Origin of the sequence: Planotetraspora sp. GP83, from assembly GCF_041262585.1 — a bacterium.
GTDB lineage: Bacteria > Actinomycetota > Actinomycetes > Streptosporangiales > Streptosporangiaceae > JAOEGB01.
Window position 1 is genome coordinate 114,504 of sequence record NZ_JBGCBZ010000014.1, and the last position, 20,741, is coordinate 135,244.

Here is a 20,741-nt window from a genome sequence, read left to right on the forward strand (position 1 = left end):
TCCCCTCCACGGATCTCAAACTTCGGCGTGAGCGCGGGATCGCCGGGCAGCATGGGTTTTATGACCGGTATACCCGTAGTGGTGATGGGCCTCATGGGCGCGGGGAAGAGCACGGTGGCCCGGCTTGTGGCCGATGCGCTCGGCCGTCCCATGAGGGACAGCGACGCCGACCTCACGGCCCGGTACGGTGCGACGGCCGCCGTGATGGCCCTTGACCTGGGCGCCGACGAGTTGCACGCGCGGGAGGCACTGGTGCTGAGGGAGGCCCTCGCCGCCGACCCGGTGCCCGTGATCGCCGCGGCGGCGAGCACGGTCGACGACCCGGAGTCCAGAAAGGCGCTGGCTCCCGCGTTCGTGGTTTTCCTCGACGGGCCACCGGAAGTTCTCGCCGAACGGATGAAATCGAGCCCTCACCGGCCGCACTTCAAGCCCGATCTGGTGGAGATGCTGACCGAGCAGCGCGCCCGGCGGCTTGGCCACTTCCAGGAGGTGGCCGACCTGACCGTGGACACGGGGGCGCACACCCCCGAGGAGATCGCCGACACGGTGCTCACCCACGTTGGCCCCCGGCAGCCCGTCCCTCCAGCGGAATGGACTCCTTAAACGAATGGACCCCTTGAACGAGACGTCAGGTGGCGGAGCGGCTTGGCCGACGGCCGGACCTCGTTCAGGTCGTCATTCGGTTACACCCGCCTCGTCGACGACCTTCTGGGTGACGACGGCGCCGGCGCTCAGCACCGTCCCGGCTTCGCCCCTGTCGGAGTCGGTGAGCAGGTAGTCACGCATGCCCAGATAGGCGAGGGACGCCTTGTCGAAGACCCACTCGGTGCGCTCTCCGTCCAGGTCGTACGCCACGGCGATGCCCTTGCGGCCGAGCGCGTCCCGGGAGTCGCTCACCACGCGGACGCCGGGAATGAGCGCGGTCGCCCGGTAGAGCCCGGCGCGGGTGGCCGGCGGCACGGCGGTCTCCTGCAGCAGGGCTCGCACGGCATGCCGATAGATCGCTTGTGCGTGTTCGTCGAACAGCTCGCTGAACGCGGCTGGATCGCCGGCCCTGAGCCGGGGCGCGCGTTGTTCGTTCCACACCAGGACCTGTCCGTTGCGCCTGCCCGGTTCCTGTGATCTGTGTCACGGAAGGCTCCGCCGCAACCCCGGCCGGAGATGAGCACTCGGCCGCCCGCCTCGCCGGGACATGTGCGTGCGCTCTTACTCTGTCAGCACACCGCCGGACGCCTCAGGCGAGGCTCGACCTCTCAGACGAGATCACGCGAGGCTCGACCCCTGCGGGTGACGTCAGGCCCGCGCGGAATCGGGCCAGGCCCGGACACCCCAGCGGTGGCTGACATGATCGCCGGGCGTGAGCCGGATGAGGTCCTCCCCCGTCGCGAACGCGTTCGGCGGGCAGCTCATCGGTTCGACCGCGATCCCGGCCCGGCGGTAGCCGTCGGGGAGCGTGTCACCTGTGTAGACCTGCAGCCACTCGATCCCGTCGCCCGCCCACAACTCGACGCCGTGTGCCCCGTCCGCGGAGCCATCCGCGGAACCGTCCACCGAGGCGTCCGCGGAGCGCAGCCGCACCCGGACCAGCCCGTCGGCGTCGCGCCGCAGGCCCGTGAACGGCGTGTCGAGTGCCAGCCCGCCGACAGGCCGTGCCGTACGGAAGTCGTAGTCCGTTCCTTCGACGCCATGCCGGGCAATCGGGATCTTGCGGTCGTCGACCTCCAGCCACTGGGCCGCGGGCAGCCCCAGCACGGCGTCGTCCACGGCGTCGTCCACGTGCCCGGTGCCGAGTGTGAGGTACGGATGGGCGCCCATGCCGTACGGCGCGGCGCTCGCGCCCACGTTCGTGGCGGACACCTCCACCTCGAGACCTGCAGGGCTGACCGAGTACGCCGCGGTGAGATCGAGCACATGGGGGTATCCGAGCTGGGGGAACAACCGCAGCCTGAAGCGGATCGAGGTGGCGTTCTCCGCCAGGACCGTCCAGGGGAGCCACCGCGTGAACCCGTGCGTGGCATGACCCGCCCTCGGCTCAGTGATCGCGAGCTGCCTCGTCTGGCCGTCGAAGTCGTAGCGGCCGTCCTCGACCCGGTTCGGCCAGGGAAGGAGTAACTGCCCCGCCCCTCCGACCGCCGGCTGGCCGGCCGGGTAGTCCATGAGAAGCGGGCGGTCGTCATAAGTCAGGGACCGGATTCCCGCGCCCACCTCGGTCAGGACGGCCCGGTAGCCACCGGCTGCGATCGTGTGCTGCGTCCCGGTCGGCGCGACCGTCGGGACGCTTCTGCCGACATCGACACCGGCACCCGTCCCTGTCCCGCTCTCGGGGCTCGTGCCGGTCCCCGTCTCGGCGCCGTTGCCGGGGCCGGTCTGGGGGCCGTTGCCGTTTTCAGGGCTGTGTCCAACCGCGGAGTCCGTCACCCGGCGATTTTCTCATTTCGATCTGCCGCCGGCTGCGGTTGGGATACCGGCTCTGCCGGTGAGGGGGTCGGACGTGAGGGAGAAGCACCGCCGGGCGTGCCGCTCGTCCTGGACGAGACATCGGGGGGCTGGTCACGCGCACAATCTTATTCAGCCTCGGTCTTGTTCGGCCTCGGTCTTGTTCGGCCTCGGTGTCATTCGGCCTCGGTCGAGGGGCCGCTCGCCTCGTTCGGCCGCCTCCGCATCATGGCGAGCATGTCCCGTCCGCCCGTCCGGAAGAAGCGGACCAGCAGCGCCGCGGCGAGCACGAGGAAGACGACGTTCAGCACGGTCGTGTAGTTGAGCGACGGGTGGGCCTCCAGCACCTTGGCCGCGCGCTGGGCAGGGATCAGCCCCAGCAGCCCGAACAGCACCTCGACGGCGTACCCCGCGATCACCATGGCGGCGTAGAAGGTGACGGTCAGGAAGGCCATCATCCGCCAGCTGTAGTACTTGCGATAGATGTCCAGGATCGGCAGCACGATCAGGTCGGCGAAGATGAACGAAACCACGCCGCCGAAGCTGATCCCGCCGTTCCACAGGACGGCCGCGAGCGGGACGTTACCGATCGAGCAGACAAAGCTGACCACCGCTACTAGCGGCCCCACCAGCGGACCCCAGATCTTCGCCTCCACCGGATGGCCGGTCAGGAAGAACGACCGCCAGAACGACTCAGGCACCCAGGCGGCCAGCGCCCCGGCGATCAGCAGCCCGCCCACGATGTCGATCCAGACGGCCTGCCAGTCCATGACGAAGTAGTGCGCGACGGCCGTACGACCCCGGGGCGAGAGGAGTCTGCGCCACAGGCCACCGTGTTCGACGCTCATGTCCATCTGGGCATGAGCCTCCATGCGGCCCTGCACCCCCCGGCGGGCGATCGCGCGAGCCTCCTCCACGAGCCGCGGCCGCAGGAACGCCCGGAACATGAGGGCCAGCAGCATGATCATCATAGGGCCGCCGACGAACTCCGCGAGCGTGAACTGCCAGCCCAGCAGCAGCGCCAGCAGGATGCCGAGCTCGATCACCAGGTTGGTCGATGCGATCTCGAAGGCCATCGCCGCCGTGAAGTTCGCGCCCTTGACGAAGATCGATCGGGCCAGCGCGACCGCCGCGTACGAACACGACGACGAAGCTGCCCCGAGGCCGGTCGCCTTCAGCAGCGAGCGCGGCGAGTCGTCCGGAAGGAGGCGCACCATCTCACGTTTGCTCACCACCGCCTGCACGGCCGCCGACAGCGCGAACCCGAGAATCAGCGCCCACAGGATCTCCCACCCCATGGCGAAGGCGAGCGAGAGAGCGCGCCACAGGCCATGCCACAGGGCGTGCCAGGCCGCCGGCACCACATCCGCGAGCAATGGCCGCTCCCTGAAGCGAGATCCGCGTAATCACCGCATTCCCCGCGCGGCGCGCGTCACCCCCCGCACGCCCGCTTATGAGGAGATCATCTGGCTTCCCAGCCGCTCCTGAGCGGTGAGCTGACCGCGCAACTCCTCCACGTTCTCGCCGGAGGCGGTCATGACCAGGCCCTTGTCCATCTCGGCCCGGGACAGCGACCTCGTCAGCCGGGTCGCGTACCAGCGGCCCACGTCACTCCTCCAGATCGACCAGCGTCCGGCGTACTGGCTACTCAGCTCTTTCCAGGCAGCATCCTCGGCAGAGAAGCGCACGCGTCACCACCTCCAGGCTAGGTGCCGGGAAACAACGATGTGCTCATCCGGACACGACGGGTAGTGAGAGGCGGTCTCCCCCTTCCGGAGGCGGCGCCACCCCCGGTACGGCGAAGATCTCCCACTCGCTGCGGTCACTTCACCTGATCTTGATCCCAGCCTCCGCGACCCGATCCGCCCCATGCCTCCGCCGGATATGACGCGGGTATTCGGAGAAGGTTAGAGATCAGGCCATGTGGGGTTATCTGTCCTGGTAATCGACGGCGTCACCATCTCGGCAAGGTGTGCAGTGCTCTCGCTGAGGCTCCCCCGGGATGGACCATGAGGATCGTACGGCTGGCCAACTTCGTCGCCCCTCGTTCGGGTGGCCTCCGCACCGCCCTGAACGAGCTCGGCGCCGGGTACGCGGCCGCCGGGCACGAGCCGCTGCTCGTGATCCCGGGAGCCGCACCCGGGGAACGGGAGACTCCGGCGGGACGCGTCATCACCGTGCCGGGGCCGGTCGTGCCGGGGACAGGCGGCTACCGGGTCATCGTGGCGCGGCGCTCTCTGAGCCGGCTGCTCGACCGCCTGAAACCGGACCGGCTGGAGGTCTCGGACCGCACGACGCTGCGATGGACCGGCCGGTGGGCGCGATCGCGTGGCATCCACTCGGTCATGGTGTCGCACGAGAGCCTTGACGGCCTGTTGCGTCTGTACGGCTCCCGCCTCCTGCCGCGCCGCCACGGGCCTTGGCTGGGAGCCGGGCCTTGGCTCAGCGGAGTCGCGGACCGGGACGCGGCGCACCCCGGCGCGCTCGGCCGGCTGGCGGACCGGCTCAACCGGGCGAGCGCGGCCGACTTCGACCTCGTGGTCTGCACGACAGGATGGGCCGCGGCCGAGTTCAGCCGCCTCGGCGTGCCCAACCTGGCACGTGTGCCGCTCGGCGTCGACCTGGCACGCTTCGCCCCTGAACGCTACGACCCGGAGCTGCGCCGGACGCTGGCCGCCCCCGGCGAGCGACTGCTCGTCCACTGCTCCAGGCTTTCCCCCGAGAAGCGGCCCGACCGGCCCATCGGCGCCCTGGCCGAGCTTCGCCGCCGGGGCGTGCCGGCCGTACTGGTCGTGGCGGGGGACGGACCGCGGCGGCGGGCGCTGGAAGCTCGGGCGAGCGGCCTGCCGGTCCGGTTCCTCGGGCACGTCGCCGACCGCGACCTCCTGGCGAGGCTGCTCGCCACCGCGGATGTCGCCATCGCGCCCGGCCCGGTCGAAACGTTCGGCCTCGCGGCACTCGAGGCGATGGCGAGCGGGACGCCGGTGATCGTGTCGCGGGAGAGCGCGCTGCCCGAGGTCATCGGCGACGCCGGCGTCGCGGCAGACGACCGCCCCGAGGCGTACGCCGACGCGGTGGAGGTGCTGCTCCGCAGGGCGGAAGGGGATCGCCGGGGGCTGGCCCGCCGGCAGGCCGAACGATTCGACTGGCCGAGCTCCGTGGACGGGTTTCTCCGCGCCCACCGGCTCCTGGACCCGATTGGAGATAGACGGTAGTGACAACGCGACTCGTTGCGCTGGGCGACTCGGTCACCGCGGGGCTCGGCGACCCGCTGCCCTGCGGGGGATGGCGCGGCTACGCGGGCCGGCTGGCCGAGGCGCTGGGCCCGGCTGAGCACGTGGAGTTCAGCAACCTGGCCGTCTGCGGGGCGACCTCGCGGCACCTGGCGGCCGACCAGCTTCCGCGCGCCCTCGCACTGCGGCCGACGCTGGCGTCCGTGCTGGCCGGAGTCAACGACACGCTGCGCGGGACGTTCGTGCTCTCGGAGATAGCCGCCGACATCGAGGAGGTGGTCGGGGGGCTCCGCCGCGCCGGGGCGGCCGTCCTCACCGTCCGTCTGCCGGATCCGGGGTTGATGCTGGGCATCCCCGATCTCGTCCGTCGTCCGCTCACGCGGAGGGTCCGGGCGATCAACTCGGTCCTCGACCACGTGGCCGGCAGGTACGACACGGTCCACGTGGACCTGGCCTCCCATCCCGCGCTGTACGAACGGCGGATGTGGGGAGTCGACCGGCTTCACCCGAGCGAGCGCGGCCACCGGATGCTGGCCCGGCTCTTCGCCACCGAGCTGGCCGCGAGGGGGTTTCCCGTACACGCCCTGCCGGACGAGGAGCCCACCAGCGCGAGTCCGTCGGCGTGGGCGAGCGCGCGCTGGCTGGCCACCGAGGGAACCGGCTGGGTGGTCAGGCGCTCCAGGGACTTCCTCCCCACGTTCGGGAGGCTCGTCCTCAGCGAGGCCTGGCACGAGATCTGCGGCCAGACCGCCGTGCTCGACGATCGGTTCCACGCGGAGCTCGACGGCATCCTGCGGCGCGTCGACGCGCAGCACCTCCTCGCGTGACAGCGCGATCGTGAACGTCTCCCACTACGGAAGATTCCGCCCATGAGAGTCGCCATCGTCTCCGAATCCTTCCTCCCCCAGGTGAACGGCGTGACGAACTCGGTCTGCCGCGTCCTGGAACACCTCGCGGCCCACGGACACGAGGCGATGGTCATAGCGCCGGGGCCGGGCCCGGCGAGCTATGCCGGATTCCCCGTCCACGCCACCCCGGCGTTCCGCCTGCCGTTCTACCGGTCGTTCCGGGTGGGCCTGCCGAGCCGCGAGATCCGAGCCTGGCTGGAGGAGTTCAAGCCGGATGTCGTTCACCTCGCCTCACCGACGGTCGTCGGAGCGTCGGGCATGACGGCCGCTGCCCGGCTCGGCGTGCCCGCCGTCGCCGTCTTCCAGACCGACCTCGCCGGCTTCGCCCGCCAGTACGGCATGCGCGGCGCGGACGGCGCCATCTGGTCCTGGCTCCGCCACATCCACAGCCGGGCCGACCGGACGCTCGTCCCCTCCTCGGCGACCATGGCCGAGCTGACCGAGCACGGGATCCCGCGGCTCCGTCTCTGGGGCCGCGGCGTGGACCTCGACCGCTTCAACCCGCGCCACCGATCCGAACGGCTACGCCGGGAGCTCGCCCCGGGCGGTGAGGTGATCGTCGGCTACGTCGGCCGCCTGGCCGCCGACAAGCGCGTCCATCTGCTGACGATGCTGGCCGGCCTGCCGGGGACCCGGCTGGTGATCGCGGGCGACGGCCCGGCCGCGAGGGGATTGCGCCGCCGCCTGCCGGACGCGGTGTTCTGCGGGCTGCGCACCGGCGAGGATCTGTCGGAGATTCTCGCCTCGTTCGACATCTTCGTGCACACCGGGGCGAACGAGACGTACTGCCAGGCCGTACAGGAGGCTCTCGCGGCCGGAGTCCCGGTCGTCGCGGCGGCCGCGGGCGGGCCTCTCGACCTCGTCCAGCCGGGACACAACGGACTGCTCTACCCGCCCGGCGCGCCATCGGAGATGCGGGAGGCCGTGGCACGACTGTCCGCCGATGAGAAGACACGGGCCCGCATGAGCGTCAACGCCCGCGAGTCCGTGCTCGCCCGCACCTGGGGCGCGGTGTGCGACCAGCTCTTCGGCCACTACGAGAGCGTCCTCCACGAGCCGGATCCCCAGACCGCGCGAGCGACCGATCCGCCGGAGATCCCCGCTGGGTTCGACATGTCTCATCTTGGGGCGTGAGCAGGTTTGTACAGGGAGAGGTTCGGCTTGAATACCCCGTCGAACCGCCGAGGAGGCGCGCCAAAGCTACATGAAGTAGTTGATGTTGGTTACGAGCCAGAACACCAGCGCCGCGACCAGACCGACTCGGATCATCGTTTTCACGCCGCCCCATGCCGCCTTGCGACGGACGGGAACCGCGGCGACGCTTTCGCGCCACCCTTTCCACAGGTCGGCCATTCTCTGCCATTGGCGCCCTGCGGCGAACAGCGCAAAGGCGATGGCGATGAACAGCAGGATCCGCTCGTTTGCACCCATGCGTCCTCCTTTGTGGGGGGCACAGACACGTGGACGCCGCAGCTCAACGTAACCCTTGTGACGCTCCGCTGTCATCCGTGTTCGCTGCGAAACGTCCCCTGGCCACGGTCCTCGCCCCGATCGCCGGAAACGCTCACCGCATCAGGAGATCGCTCAAGCGCAGCCCGGTCACTTCCGGGGCGTTCCGCGCCGGCAGCCGTCCGGCCGCACCGGCGATGATCCCGGCCGGGGGAAGCACGCCGAGCTCCGCGACGTCGATCTGGTCGGCGATGAACTTGGCGACCCGCGGCCGGTCGCTGGGGACCAGGTCGGGCGAGCACCAGGCCCTGATGATGGCTTCCTGCCGCAACTCCTCGTAGGAGTCACGATGGCCGCGCAGTTTGGCCTCGATGGCCCGCTGGATCAGCCCCGCGATGTCCGGCGTGATGGGGTCGTCACGCTCGGCCCGGCATTCGATCCGCAGAACGAGATAGTCGATGCCGGTGAGCCGCTCGCCGTCCACGTGCAGCAGCCCATCCAGGATGGCGAGCTCTCCCGGCGCCTTCGGCGTGTTCAGCACCACGACGTGCCCGGCCTGGACCGGGCGCCCTCCGCCACCCGGCGCGACCATGCCGAAGTCGACGCCCAGCACGGGCTTCTCACCCGTCGACTCCAGCACCGCGTCGAGGCCGTCGGAGACCTTGGCGGCGATGGCCGCCGCCGTCGCGAGCGGGGGTCCGATCAGCCCGGCCAGCTCTCCGACGACCTGTACGGCGGCGCCGATCGGGCCTTTCTCCGACGCGCGATAGAGTCCGGCCTGCACATTCACCACCCCGGCGCTGTACGGCACCAGCGGTGAGATCTCCTGGTCGAGCCGGATCCCGGCGGCGGTCCACACCGGCCTTGTCATGGTCGTGAACGTGACGGGTTCGGAGCCGAGGAAGCCGAGCGTCATCCCGCCGTGCAGAGCCGGATAATGGTCGATGGTCCAGGTCCGCCGGTCCGCGAGGAATCCCTCGGCCAGCCAGAGCCGAAGGTAACCCTGGTAAGGCATGAGCGGCCGCGACCCCGGCTCAGGCAGGAACGCCAGGGTGACGTGCTCGGCCTCCGCCGCGAACCAGCTCGCGATCCTCCGCCAGACCCGGTTACCAGACATGGATCTCCTATCTCGGCAAGAACATGATCAGATCGAACAGGGCGCGCTCGCCCTCGTGCCGTCCCTCAGCCGCGGCGATCAGGTGCCGCAAGGGAGTGAGCACGCGGAGACAGGTGCGCGGCCCAGGCTGCCGCCGGCGATCGCCGAGGTGTTCACGGCAGAGCCGTACGGCACCGGCGGCGACCTCGTCGGGGAGCGGTGGAATGATCAGGACGGCTCTCGCTCCCTCGGCGATCAGATCGCGGGCGAACGCGACGAAGCCCTCCCGCTGGTCCTCAAGCGAGCGCGGCGGCCCGTCAACCGGCTCCGCCTGCAGGACGATCAGGGGGACCTCGCCCGGGCCGAGATCCGCGGAGCCGATCAGCCGACCTTCCCGGCCGGGGTTCTCCGCGCGCCGCACCGATGACGCCCTGGGACCGTCCTCGGTCTCGACGCGCAGCCGCCAGCCGTCGGCCGTCGCGACCGGGGCGCCGATCACATGCTGAAGGCGCGCGGTGGGATCAGGAAGAACCGCCCCGGACGGCCCGAGATGGCGGGGTCCGAAGAACACCGGCGGGTTCATCGCGCCCCAGTCGCGGCGCCATTCCCGCTCCGGGCCGTCTCCCAGCGAGCGGAACCACAGCGGCATCCGGTCCACATCGGGTGAGGAGTGCCGCCCGAGCCACTGCTCCCAGGGCCCGTGATCAAGCCCGGAGAAGATGTCGAGACAGACGAATTGAGGGGCGCGCCCTTGGGGGTACGGGCTCTCACCCGTTTGGCTGAGGATGTCCAACAGGTCCTGCCGCGTGGCGGGTTCGGCACGGTCATCTCCGGAGAGCCCGGCGCCCGGGTCGGGTATACGGACGTCTTCAACGGTTTCGCTGGAATCGGAAGGCCGCCGGAGGATCCAGCGCCTGAGCCGGCTCCTCCATGGATGGCCCCACGAATTGGGTGAGGGATACAGCAGGCGCTTGACGGTCACACCGGTGACCTCCCCGGGCACCATGTGCAAGGTCATCGCCTGCGGCGGGAAGACCCTGGACCGGCGCGGGGGATCCAGCAGCACGAGCAGGCTCACACCCGACACCATCACGGCCCCCAGCGTCTGCCACCAGCCACTCCCGACGCCGATGATCACCAATCCGCCGATCATGCCCGCTGCCAGAATCCAGCGCAGGTTGATCAGTGATGTCCGCCCGACGTCGTTGGCGGGGATCTCGGCGGGCGTCCCTGATGGGAGCGGGCATTCCGGATGGGCGGTGTTCCGTACCCGGATGCCGCTGGTCACCTCGAAGACCCACCCCATGCGGGCCCACCAGCCCGACTTCTCGTGGTCGTACATCACCGTCAGGAGAGGAGCCATGGGCTCTGTCCGGATGCCGCCGTCCGCGGGAAGCCCTCTGGTGATCTTGGAGATCGACTCTCTCAGCGTCGCCCCGGGCTCCCGCTCATCGCGCTCCACGGCTCTGGCCTTCGCGAGGGCGGCGAGCAGCCGTGCCTGGACGGCGTGGCCGGTGTCCTCAGCCTCCTCCAGATCGGTCACCGCGTTCATGAGGAGCTCCGCCGCCTCCGCCGGGAAACGCAGGGCCAGCACCTCGGCCCTGGCCAAGGTCGACCGCCCTCGGGAACCGGGTGCCATTCGGTCGAGGTCCGGCTCGAAGGCGCCGGACTTGGGGAGGTCGACAGGACGTGCCCGGGGATAGAGCTTCACATACTCCTGGGCGCTTTCCTCGGTGAGTTTCGCCGGGATTCCCGGTTCGGGACACACCGGAGGCCACTCCGGTTCGGAGTCGCCCAGCGAGCGCCGGTCCTGGCACTGCCACCAGCCGTGCCAGCTGCCCGCCTCCTCCGGCGTACTGGGCTGGCGCCCCTCGACCAGCGTCAGCGTGATCCATGCCTCGGCCCGCACCAGCGGGGATCCCGACATGGCGAGCGAGCCGGCCCGGGGAAAGTATCGGAGGGTCCGGAAGCGCCGGCAGAGCCGCAGCAGAGCGATCTGGCAGTGCTGCACGGTGTCCGGATCGTCGCCCGCCGCGACGGCCCCCTGGATGTGGGCGTTGAGTAGCTGCGCCGCCCCCTCGGGCATGCCGTGCAGGGCCAGGCATTGCGCCGTGACGACGACGAGAGGCGGCGTTGCCTCATGGAGCCAGTGAGTGACGGCGTTGCCCGGGGCATAGGAGAGATCCTGGATGTACCTCAGTGCGGGTGGCCCGTGCCGGGCAAGGATGTGGAGGGCCAGCGAGAACAGCCGATCGGTGTCCGTATCGCTGGGCGGGTCGGGCCAGGAAACGCCGGTGAGCAACTCCTGGGCCAGTGCCTGCGCGTGCCCGCCCTCCGCGGCGGCGATGAAGAGCCGGGCCAGCCGGGCCCTGACGTGTGTGTCCTTGGGCGGCAGCCAGTCGGCCCACCGCGAGTCGTGCGCGGCCTTCGATATGTTCCACGCCGAAGCCGTCGCGGCCTCCGCGAGGAGTTCGGCTTGTCCGGCCCCCTCCCTCAGCGCCAGCAGGGCAGCCTGCGTCAACGCGGTCGCCACCACCACCCGGTCGGTGTTCCACAGGCGGACGCTGCCTTCCTGAGTGCCGGTGACGAGCCAGGCGCCGTCCGGCGCGACGGTCACATCGGCGATCGCCTCTCCCTGGTTCGGGAGGGACATGCGCCGGGCTCCGTGGGTGTCCCACACCGTGACTGTGCGATAGAGGACGGTGGCCAGCCACGTGCCATCAGGGGCGATGACGACCGGCCCGACGGTCTGCCACGCCTGGATGGGCAACCTCGCGCGGGGAGTGCCGTCGGCGTTCCAGAGCTGGACCGCGCACCCAGGGAAACCGTCGCCTTCGAAGTCTTCACCCATGAAGCGAAGTTCCCTTGAGACGGTGACGAACCAGGTGCTGTCGGGGGCGACGAAGAGCCGGTCGACCCTCTGGGCGCAGGTCGCCCGGAGGGTGCCGTCGGCGTTCCAGAGGTGCGCCGTTCCGTCCTCCTGGAGGGTGGCCAGCCACGTGCCGTCGGGCGCGATGACCGGCCTGGTCAGCCGCGTGTCATCGACCGCGATCCTGGCGCGGGGAGTGCCGTCGGCGTTCCAGAGACATACGGATCCGTCATCCGCGAGGACGGCGAGCCACGTGCCGTCGGGCGCGATGACCGGCCTGGTCAGCCGCGTGCCATCGACCGCGATCCTGGCGCGAGAGCTGCCGTCGGCGTTCCACAGCCGGACGACGCCGTCCTGGAAACCGGAGGCGAGCCACATGCCGTCCGGGGCGATGGCCACGCCGGTCGCATCGACGGTGCCGTCCGACAGGGATGCGCGGAGGGTGCCGTCGGCGTTCCAGAGGAGAACGCTCCCGCCTTCCGCGGTGGTGGCGAGCCAGGTGCTGTCGGGAGCGATGGCCACGTCGGCGATTCTCTGGGACACCTCGATGACGCTCGCGCTCAGCGTGTCGTCGGGTCGCCACAGCCGGATGGTTCCGGGCCCCGACCACGTGGCGAACCAGGCGCTGTTCGGCGCGATGACTATTCCCGTGTGGCCGGGCAACGTGGCACGCGGCGTGCCGTCGGTGTTCCACAGCCGCACCGTGTGGTCGTCGGAGGTGGTGGCCAGCCAGGTGCCGTCGGGGGCGACGGACACCCGGTGGGGTCGCCCCGGCTCCGCGAGGAGGACGGCGTCGCGTGCCAGCAGGCGCAGTTCGGCGGAGCCCACCCCCACGGGACTGCCCTCGGCACCGCCCAGCATCCAGCCGTCGACGGCGGCCAGGACCGACCCGGCGGGAGCCCTGCCGCCGGCGATGGCCCGGGAGATGTACTCGGCGAGGAACGGAACCCGTTGCCCGGCCGCCGCCTGCCCCAGGATCGCGCGATCGGCGAGAGGCTCAGCCAGAAAGGGGTGGCGTGAGGCGTACCGGCCGACCTGGCGCCAGATCTCGGCGACCGCGCCACCGCCGGTGTGGATCCGGGACGCGGCCTGGGTGGCCAGGATCGCCGCCAGAATCGTCGGAACCCCTCTCTCGATTTGCATCGGGCGGGGACGAATGGGACGGGGTGTGCCCGCCGCTTCAGCGGACGCGACGAGGTCTTCGTGCCGGCGATGGATCACTCTCGCGGCGGCCGCGACCGCGGCGGCCGCCCTCTCGTGCTCCGCCGCGGCGGCCCGGGCGGAGACCTGCGCGGCCCACGCCCAGGCGTCCTCGCGCACGGCACGAGCCTCGATGCGTTGCCAGAGCCGCCCGGCATCCTCCGTGGAGAGAAGCCGTACGGCCGCGAGCACCGCGAAGACCGGCACGTCGTCCAGGACAGGTGTGGAGTCGATCGCTGACGCGGCGTCCCGGCCGAGGAGGTTCCGGGACAGGGGGAACCGGGCGGGATCGGTAGCCGTGACGGCGAGCAGGCGGTCGCGCAGGTTCTCGTCCACCTCGATCACCGACGGCCGGCCGGCCGCGCCGAGCTCGATGACCCGCACCCACTCCTGGGCGGCCAGCCCGTCGAAGACCTCGTCGGCGTCGAGCTCCAGCCGGTCCAGAGCGGGCGTGATGAGCCGCCGGTCGAACCGGCCCAGCGCCGCCGCGACCGCCAGCGAGCGAACGACGCCCGGATCGGTGAGGCGGCCGATGACGCGCCGCTCCACATACGGGTCGCCAGCGGTGCCGGACAGGTCCACATCGGGATCGCTCAGCGCCCACTCGGCATACGTCGCCAGATCGAACGGGTTGAACAGGTCCACCTCGCCGCGCAAGGGCTCTCCGGCTGCCGCCGCCGGGCCTGCTCCGGCCTGCGGGGACATCTCAGCCCTCGCGAGTATCGGGGCCAGCTGCCTCTCGGGCACGGCCCGCGACGCGAGATAACCCGCGGCCTCGTCCCGGGAGAAGCCCGCCACCGGCACCACGCGTACGTAGTCTCTGGGCTGGAGAAGAGGCCCGGAGGAGGCCTCCTCGGGCGAGGGAGGCGGCACCAGCCAGCGCCGACCGGCCAGGACGACCCTGACGGCCGGCATCCGCGCACGGATGAGCTCGAGAATCCGGAATGTGATCTCGATCGCGGGCGCGGGCGCCCGAGGCGGGTAGAGCTTGGCCAGCTCCTCACAGGTGTCGAGGATGAGGACGACGGGACCGGGGAGCTCACCCAGGAAACGCGCGAACGTGGCAACCGCGCCCTCCAGCAGCGGGTCCTCTCTCGCGACGAGCCGCTCCCGGCGGGACAGCTCCTCGTGGAGGTGGTCGACCGCTTCGCGGAAACGGAGATATCGGGCCTCCGCATCCCGGGATTCGACGAAGCCGAGAAGCTCACCCGCCAGCGCGAGGAGAATCTCGCCAGGCCGGTCTTCTGGATAGCGCGGGTCCAGGTAGTCGAAGTCCACCCTGGCGACGGGGAACGGCTTCTCTCGGCGATCACGGGCGAACCGGCCTGAGGTGAGATACCTGACCAGCATGGTCTTCCCCATGCCGCCTTCGCCCAGCAGGTGGGTGGCCCACTCATCGATCGGAGCCCCGTGCGAGAGCCCGCTGCTCCGCCCGTCCGGCACCCGGTCGGGCCCCGTCCCGCGCTGTCGGCCGCCGAGTATGGACTCTTCGAGCGCCTCCTCAATGGCCCGGCGGCGCAGGTAATGGCGCAGGAAGTGGGCATCCTCGGCCTCTTGCTCGGCGCGCGCGACCCGCCACCCGGCCCTGCGGGCCGAGTCCGCCAGGTGCCCGCCGAGGACATCCCCGACCACCCGCGCCGTCGCGGCCAGGCGTGCCGCGTCCGGTACGGCTCCCGCCTCGATTCTGCGGGACACCTCTCCGAGCAACCGGAGCCCCGAGGGATCATCGAGATGATCGGCGGCCACCAGGACCCAGTCGCCGAGCGCGGGGAAGCCCACTGCCGCGAAACTCTCCGTGACCGCCGCCGCGAAACGCCGCCGGGCGGGCTCGTCGGCCCGGGTTTCCGGTCCCCAGTAGCGGTACGGCCCCGGCAGGGGTTCCGCCAGGTTCCATACGGAGTCGAGAAGCGAGTTGAGTCTCCGGCTAAGCCGCGCCTGATGCTCCCACCGGAGGTAGGCACCCACCTCCTCCCGGGCCGCCGGGTGGAGCCAGAAGGCCGTCTCCTCGGTGCCGTCCTCGAGCAGCACCGGCCGCGTCTCGACGAGCCCCTGTTCGGCCAGCGACTTCATCCGGCCGATCACATCAATATTGACGTGCGACAGCCGTACGGCGAGAGACTCGGTCCACTCGGGTAGGAGCGCGAAGGCGGCGAGAACATCGGGAGGGAAGGCGTCAAGCTGCTCGCTTCGCCGGGTCCGGTCGCGGCGATCCAGCTCCGCGTCCACATCATCCGGCAGCCGGGCCGAGGAGGAGGGTGAGGTCATGGGTCCTGCCTCAGGCCGTGCAGCCGGGCATAGGAGCGCCAGGCGGCGTCGTCATCCTGGATCAGGAAGTGTCCGTAGTCGGCGAGGTCGTCGACCATCTCGTACAGCTTGAGCGCGATCCACTTCGGCTCGCCCCTGAGGCGCTTGCGGAACCGCTCACGGAGCTTGTCCTGGTCGTGATCGGGGGTCGCCACGTACACCTTGCGGTAGTCCGCGTCGGGATGCCATGGGTGCAGGAGGATCCACTGGTAGCCGAGCGCCGCCTCGTCGTCAGGAAGGGGCCCCAGCTCGGGGAACACGCAGCCGCCGATGCCCGGCCGGTCGGCCTGGAACGCCCGCAGCGGCCCGCTGTCGCTCATGGACGCCGTCGCGATCACAGGGGCCGGTGAGCCGGCGGTCCCGAGGCCGGCCGGGGTGAGCATGTCCAGCAGGCCCGGCTCCGGCTCGATGTAGCCGAGCGCGCCCTTCCAGAGATGCAGCGCCTCGGCGAGCACCACCGTCCTGGTGTGCTCCCCGAACGGCGGGCCCAGGCGCGCGCTACCGCTCGCGAGCGCGTGAAGGTCCTCGGCGAGAAGCTCGTTCACGGAGTCCGGCGCCAGCGGCGCGTCGCTCTTCCGGAAGGCCGCCACCGCCTCGCGGATCCGTTGCCGGCTCACCGCGTCGTTGCCGCCGACAACGGGTTGCGGCAGGCCCAGGTCCGACTGGAGGGCCAGCGGCACATACAGCGGCAACCCCAGTGCGAGGCGGACGCGCAGGTCCGCGTGCATCAGGTCGGCCACCACCTGCCGCAGGCGTCTGGGCGCCGACTGCTCCTTGTACGGCAGCAGCGGCAGCGGCACGTGCCCCGCCTGGAGCAGCCGGAAGCCGATCTCCCTCAGCAGCCGGGTCGTCCCGAGATTGTCGAAGCCTCTCTTGGTGGCCGCCGCGACGAAGCTCAGCTTCTTGTCGAACACCTCGTCCACGACATCGAAGATCGGGCGGCGGCCGATGTAGACGGGCTGCTGCAGCAGGTCGAGCCGGCGGGCCATCTCCCGGATCCTCATGGCGGGCGCCGGGTCCACCGCCCGGAACCCGGCCGGCACGGTCTCCGCGGCGAAGAGGATCGGCATCGCCCAGTCGAACCGGTCGCACACCGTGGGGCTCGCGACCAGCGCGGCGCGGCGGCCGTGCGCGACCGACTCGGTGACCTCCTCGCCCGCCAGCAGCGCTCGCATGAGGAGCCGGGAGAACAACCGGCAGGCCTGCTCGCTGATCTCCCCGGCCATCGCCGCGACCAGTGGCACTCCCGCGGCGACGAGCCGGGCCGCGACCGACGACGTGCGCTCCGCGCCGCCCGACGTGGCGCGGCCGTCCGCCGCGCCATGACACGAGCTGAGAACGACTGCCAACGGCAGGTGTGGCTTCAATGCGCTGACCAGCTGTGTTGGCGACACGTCCTCCCCGGCGAGCTGGATCGTCGGCTCGCCGTACTCGTCAAGCCGGCCGTGCGCCACGAGATGCACCAGATCGGGACGGAAGGAGGCACACTTCGTCGCCAGCTCGTCGAGGGTCACCCCCTCACCGGCCAGCCGGGTGATCGCCAGCCCTGCCGACTCGCACTCCCGCAGCAGGCCGAGGAACATCGCCCCGGGCCGGATCACCGGGTCGGTCAGCGGAGCACCGCTGGCGAACAGGACTCTCGGAGCGCCGCTGATGGTCCGCGGCTTCCGATCGGACGGCAGCAGCCGGGTGAACGCCACCAGGATGTCGCAGGCCGCGAGCGGCCTGACGCCGTCGTGCATCGTCTCCCACATGAGCCGCTGCAAATCGTCCGGCAGGCGAAGGGCCAGCTCCACGCCTCGTGCCCGGTCTACCGCCGCGAGTTTCATGATCTCATCCCAAGCGGGGCGGACGAGGGCGTCGAAGAGCGCCATGCCGTACTGCTTGACGTCGTCCAACGGCGATCCGGCCAGCAGCGGCTCCAGGCGTGCCGCGGCCAAATCGTACGGCTGCAGCAGGTCAACGCCCTGCGATGTGATCCGGACCTCGGAATCGGTCACGGTTATGACGACCCTCGGCAGCCCGCTCATGGGGCACCCGCCACGAGCCTGGCCGCGAGTCTTCGGGCCACGGCGGCGACCTGCGGCTTCGGCGGCTGAGCGCCCATCGTTCCCGGCGGACCGCAGCGGGCCAGGTGCGCCACGAGGTTCCCGTGAACACGCTCCCGATCAGCGGGCGGAAGCCGGTCTCCGGTCCCGGACGCGACGCCCGCCGCGACTTCCGCCTCTGCTTGCGCCCCGGCTCCGGCGGCGACTCCGGCCGCGATGAGCACACGTGCGGCGGCGCGCTCGTCGAGCCGGGTGAACAGCGGATCCCGTTCACCCAGCCTGCGCGCCCAGTTCCAGGCCAGGCCGCCGGTCGAAAACCATGCCGTCCGCAGCCCGCTCAGCTCCAGGAGAGACCGTCCGTCCAGCCGAATGCCCAGCAACGCCGCGGCCGCCTTGGGCACCGCCGCGAACAGCGCGCGGAACTCCGGTGGGGTCGCGTCGCCGGGCGGCTCCGGCTCGGCCGTCCAGGCGGACAGATCACCGAGGCCGGCCTGACGGGCGACCTCGGCCATGAGTCTGAGCCGTACGACAGGAGGAGGGTAGGCGTCACCCGGCCGGGGAGCCCTGAACAGGGTCTCCCGGGAACCGTGCTGCAACTCGGTGACCGCCCAGGCCGCCGCGGGGCCCGTCATGAGCACGGAATAGGCGTCGGCGAACGCCTCCAGGGTCCAGTCCGACCATTCCTGAGTCCCATCCGGAGCCACGGAGACAAGCGCCATCCGGGCGGCGTGCTCCAGATCACCGAGATCGTGCAGCACGTGATGGCCGGTCTCGTGCGCGGACAGCACCAGCCACCACGCTTCCCGCGCCGTCCAGGCGGGCAGGCACACGACCGGGATCGGCAGTTCGGCGACGAACGAGGCCACCACGGCGTCGGCCGGGGCACGAAGGTCGGGCGGCACCGAAAGCCTCGGGGTCGCGGAGGCGTCGAACCGGGGCTCCACGTAGGCAAGCGGCCCGGTGGGCGGGTCTCGTCCCAGCAGGGCGAACGGCTCTCGCCAGCAGCTCCGGACCACCTCGTCCGCCGCGGCCAGGACGGGGCCGAAGCGCGGATCAAGGCGCTGGTCGTATTTCCCGGCGTACCACTCGAACAGCCGCCGCACGGCGAGCAGGCTCCGGTCCAGTTCCGCGCAACGTTCGTAGACCGCGCCCGAGCCGGGAATGAGGTGCGCCTTGTCCAGCTCCTCCGTGAGAGCCGTCAGCATCTCGGCGAAGATGTCTTCCAGAACGCGGATGTGATGCTGGAACCGGATGAAACGCGGATCCGCACCGCGCGCCCCCAGCCACGCGACGACCTCTTGACGCGATATCTCGGCTGTGGCAAGGGAACGGTCCACCCGAGCACGGACACGTTCAGGGCGCACACCTGAAAAGATACGGTGCCGCCGCTCGGCGCCTCATCCCTTGAGTAGACCTGTGATCGCTCCGTGACGCTTCGGGTCGCTCCCGAATCACGCCTTCCCAAGGCCCGGCGACGGATGCCCGTGGGCGTCACGGTGATTCGGGGAATCGGATGAAGCGTGGCGGGACGTGGTCGACCAGCCATACCCCGTTGGCGCTGACCCGGAAGGCATGACCGGCCGCGTGCATGGCGGCGGCGTCCACCACCAGGACGACCGGCTTGCCCCGCCGCGCGCCCACGCTTGTCGCCGTCTGCCCGTCTCGCGACAGGTGCACATGGTGCCGATCCATCGGCCGCAACCCCTCGGCCCGGATCGCGGCCACGCTCCTGGCCACCGTGCCATGAAAGAGGAACGGCGGCGGCTCGACCACCGGCAGATCGAGATCGACGGCCACCGAATGGCCCTGGCGGGCCCGGATCCTACCTTCCTCGATCACGTACCGCTTCTTGTCGTTGTCGGCCACGACCTGCCGCAGGTCGGCGTGAGAGATCGGGAACCCGTGCGAGGCCGCGGCCCTGAGAAGCACGTCGACCTCCACCCAGCCGTGCGGGTCCAGCTCGATCCCGATCCGCTCGGGCTCATGCCGCAGATGCTTGGCGAGGAACTTGGAAACCCGCACCAGCCGCCGCTCATCCATCACAACGACCCCCAACCGGACTACGACCAGGACGGCCAGAACTTGGGCGGCTGCACTGCCGGATCCACCACGCGCAGCCGACTGCCCACCGTGGGATCCACGCCGCGCAGCGTCACGAGGCGCTGCCCTTCCTCCTCTTCCAGTACGGCAAGGGCACCCGGAAGCCCGGCAGCGCCCGTGGCGATCGCGACGCCGATCCCCACCAGCCCGGGATGCCGGTGCGGATACTCGACGCGATGAAGTCCGGAGGCCGCGATCGCCGCCACTTCCCGAGCCCGATGCATCTGCCGCCCGTCGTTGGTCAACACGACATGGAACCCCTCCGCACGTGCCCGTGGGTATAGGGCCTCATCGCGGGTGCCGGACCAGCCCGGAAGATCGAGCAGGTGAACGATCTCATGGGTGAGCATGAACGCGGTCAGAACCTGGTGAAGCGGCCGGGGCACGTTTTCATCCAGCAGCAGCCTCACGCGGCTCCCTTGAAGGGTCATAGCTGTCGACATAGTCAGCGAAGTCGACGGCATCCCGTGCCGCCGCAGGAGTGACGCTCGGGTAGTAGTCAGAGATCCGCTCGGCGGGGACACCGTCACGCAGCAGGGCAGCGACCTCGTCATAGGGAACCCTGGTCCCGTCGATCACCGGTATCCCGCCCCGAACGGCCGGATCGACCGCCACATGTTCGCGAGGCTGCAGCAGCGGCGGGATGTGGCGGCCGTCGCGATAGAAGGGCTGCAGCACGTCCACCATCTCGTGGATGACCACATTCGCCTTCTTCCGCACAAGGTCCACCGCGTGATCGGGCGCGGCCAGATAGATGCTGCTGCCGTCGGCAACCAGCGTGTATGACGACAAATGGTCCCGTTCTCGCAGGTCGTCGCGGAGCGTGTCCAGCGCGCGCCGGATCTTCTGCAACGAGGCGTCATTCCGGAGCTTGACGCAGGTCCGCAGGGCCACCACGTCCCGGAAGGAGTAGAGAATCGGCCGTTCTACCGACAATTCGGGCACCAGTACGGCCCCGCGGCCTGTGCTGACCTTGCGCCAATGCGCGAGTTGCCGCAGCGTGGCGCCCGACAGCGCCGCCGCCAGCTTCGGGCTGTATGCCATCGCCTCGCCCCCTTCACGCCTCTCTGCTCCAACTCTTGCCTGCCATCATCGCAA

General features: G+C 70.5%; 16 protein-coding genes. 4 read left to right on the plus strand and 12 right to left on the minus strand.

Annotation, left to right across the window (positions count from 1 at the left end; all coding sequences use genetic code 11):
- Positions 1-60: 60 nt before the first annotated feature.
- Complete coding sequence (locus ABH927_RS20625; protein ID WP_370023884.1) at positions 61-603, plus strand: shikimate kinase; 543 nt, start codon at positions 61-63, stop codon at positions 601-603.
- Positions 604-675: 72 nt separating this feature from the next.
- Here the strand turns inward: ABH927_RS20625 and ABH927_RS20630 are convergent, their stop codons facing one another.
- The 4 genes from ABH927_RS20630 to ABH927_RS20645 form a co-directional block, all read right to left on the minus strand.
- Positions 676-1,086, minus strand: a complete 411-nt coding sequence (locus ABH927_RS20630) for a hypothetical protein (RefSeq protein ID WP_370023885.1) — start codon at positions 1,084-1,086, stop codon at positions 676-678.
- Between the two features lie 207 nt (positions 1,087-1,293).
- Entirely contained in the window at positions 1,294-2,418 is a 1,125-nt protein-coding gene (locus tag ABH927_RS20635) for an aldose 1-epimerase family protein (protein WP_370023886.1), read from the minus strand.
- 194 nt (positions 2,419-2,612) lie between these two features.
- A complete protein-coding gene (locus ABH927_RS20640; protein WP_370023887.1) occupies positions 2,613-3,812 on the minus strand; it encodes a permease in 1,200 nt (399 codons plus the stop codon).
- A 75-nt stretch (positions 3,813-3,887) separates the two neighbouring features.
- On the minus strand, positions 3,888-4,043 hold the full coding sequence (locus ABH927_RS20645; RefSeq protein WP_370023888.1) for a hypothetical protein: 156 nt from the start codon (positions 4,041-4,043) through the stop codon (positions 3,888-3,890).
- Positions 4,044-4,445: 402 nt separating this feature from the next.
- Here ABH927_RS20645 and ABH927_RS20650 point away from each other — a divergent pair, with 402 nt between their 5' ends.
- The 3 genes from ABH927_RS20650 to ABH927_RS20660 are packed head-to-tail and all read left to right on the plus strand — an operon-like array spanning position 4,446 to position 7,711.
- Positions 4,446-5,651 carry a glycosyltransferase gene (locus ABH927_RS20650; protein ID WP_370023889.1) on the plus strand — a complete coding sequence of 402 codons (1,206 nt, stop codon included), beginning with the start codon at positions 4,446-4,448 and terminating at the stop codon, positions 5,649-5,651.
- Positions 5,651-6,496: an SGNH/GDSL hydrolase family protein gene (locus ABH927_RS20655; RefSeq protein WP_370023890.1), complete on the plus strand. Its 846-nt coding sequence runs from the start codon at positions 5,651-5,653 to the stop codon at positions 6,494-6,496. The genes ABH927_RS20650 and ABH927_RS20655 overlap by 1 nt, the downstream gene beginning before the upstream one ends.
- A 42-nt stretch (positions 6,497-6,538) precedes the next feature.
- Positions 6,539-7,711 (plus strand): glycosyltransferase family 4 protein, encoded by a 1,173-nt coding sequence (locus ABH927_RS20660; protein WP_370023891.1) that lies wholly within the window; start codon positions 6,539-6,541, stop codon positions 7,709-7,711.
- Between the two features lie 66 nt (positions 7,712-7,777).
- On the opposite strand, the gene ABH927_RS20665 is transcribed toward ABH927_RS20660, so the two are convergent.
- The 8 genes from ABH927_RS20665 to ABH927_RS20700 all read right to left on the minus strand — a co-directional run bounded on the left by ABH927_RS20665 (position 7,778) and on the right by ABH927_RS20700 (position 20,687).
- Positions 7,778-8,008, minus strand: a complete 231-nt coding sequence (locus ABH927_RS20665; protein ID WP_261586493.1) for a hypothetical protein — start codon at positions 8,006-8,008, stop codon at positions 7,778-7,780.
- A 133-nt stretch (positions 8,009-8,141) separates the two neighbouring features.
- Positions 8,142-9,143, minus strand: a complete 1,002-nt coding sequence (locus tag ABH927_RS20670) for a hypothetical protein (protein ID WP_370023892.1) — start codon at positions 9,141-9,143, stop codon at positions 8,142-8,144.
- Between the two features lie 7 nt (positions 9,144-9,150).
- Complete coding sequence (locus tag ABH927_RS20675; RefSeq protein WP_370023893.1) at positions 9,151-15,456, minus strand: hypothetical protein; 6,306 nt, start codon at positions 15,454-15,456, stop codon at positions 9,151-9,153.
- Entirely contained in the window at positions 15,453-17,525 is a 2,073-nt protein-coding gene (locus tag ABH927_RS20680) for a CHAT domain-containing protein (protein WP_370023894.1), read from the minus strand. Before ABH927_RS20680 ends, ABH927_RS20675 begins: the two co-directional genes overlap by 4 nt.
- Positions 17,522-18,880 (minus strand): hypothetical protein, encoded by a 1,359-nt coding sequence (locus tag ABH927_RS20685; protein ID WP_370023895.1) that lies wholly within the window; start codon positions 18,878-18,880, stop codon positions 17,522-17,524. The genes ABH927_RS20680 and ABH927_RS20685 overlap by 4 nt, the downstream gene beginning before the upstream one ends.
- A gap of 154 nt (positions 18,881-19,034) precedes the next feature.
- Positions 19,035-19,583, minus strand: a complete 549-nt coding sequence (locus ABH927_RS20690) for an RNA 2'-phosphotransferase (RefSeq protein ID WP_370023896.1) — start codon at positions 19,581-19,583, stop codon at positions 19,035-19,037.
- A gap of 20 nt (positions 19,584-19,603) precedes the next feature.
- Entirely contained in the window at positions 19,604-20,053 is a 450-nt protein-coding gene (locus ABH927_RS20695) for a DUF5615 family PIN-like protein (protein ID WP_370023897.1), read from the minus strand.
- The gene (locus tag ABH927_RS20700) at positions 20,034-20,687 is read right to left on the minus strand and encodes a DUF433 domain-containing protein (protein WP_370023898.1); all 654 of its coding nucleotides are present in this window, start codon (positions 20,685-20,687) and stop codon (positions 20,034-20,036) included. Before ABH927_RS20700 ends, ABH927_RS20695 begins: the two co-directional genes overlap by 20 nt.
- Positions 20,688-20,741: the final 54 nt, after the last annotated feature.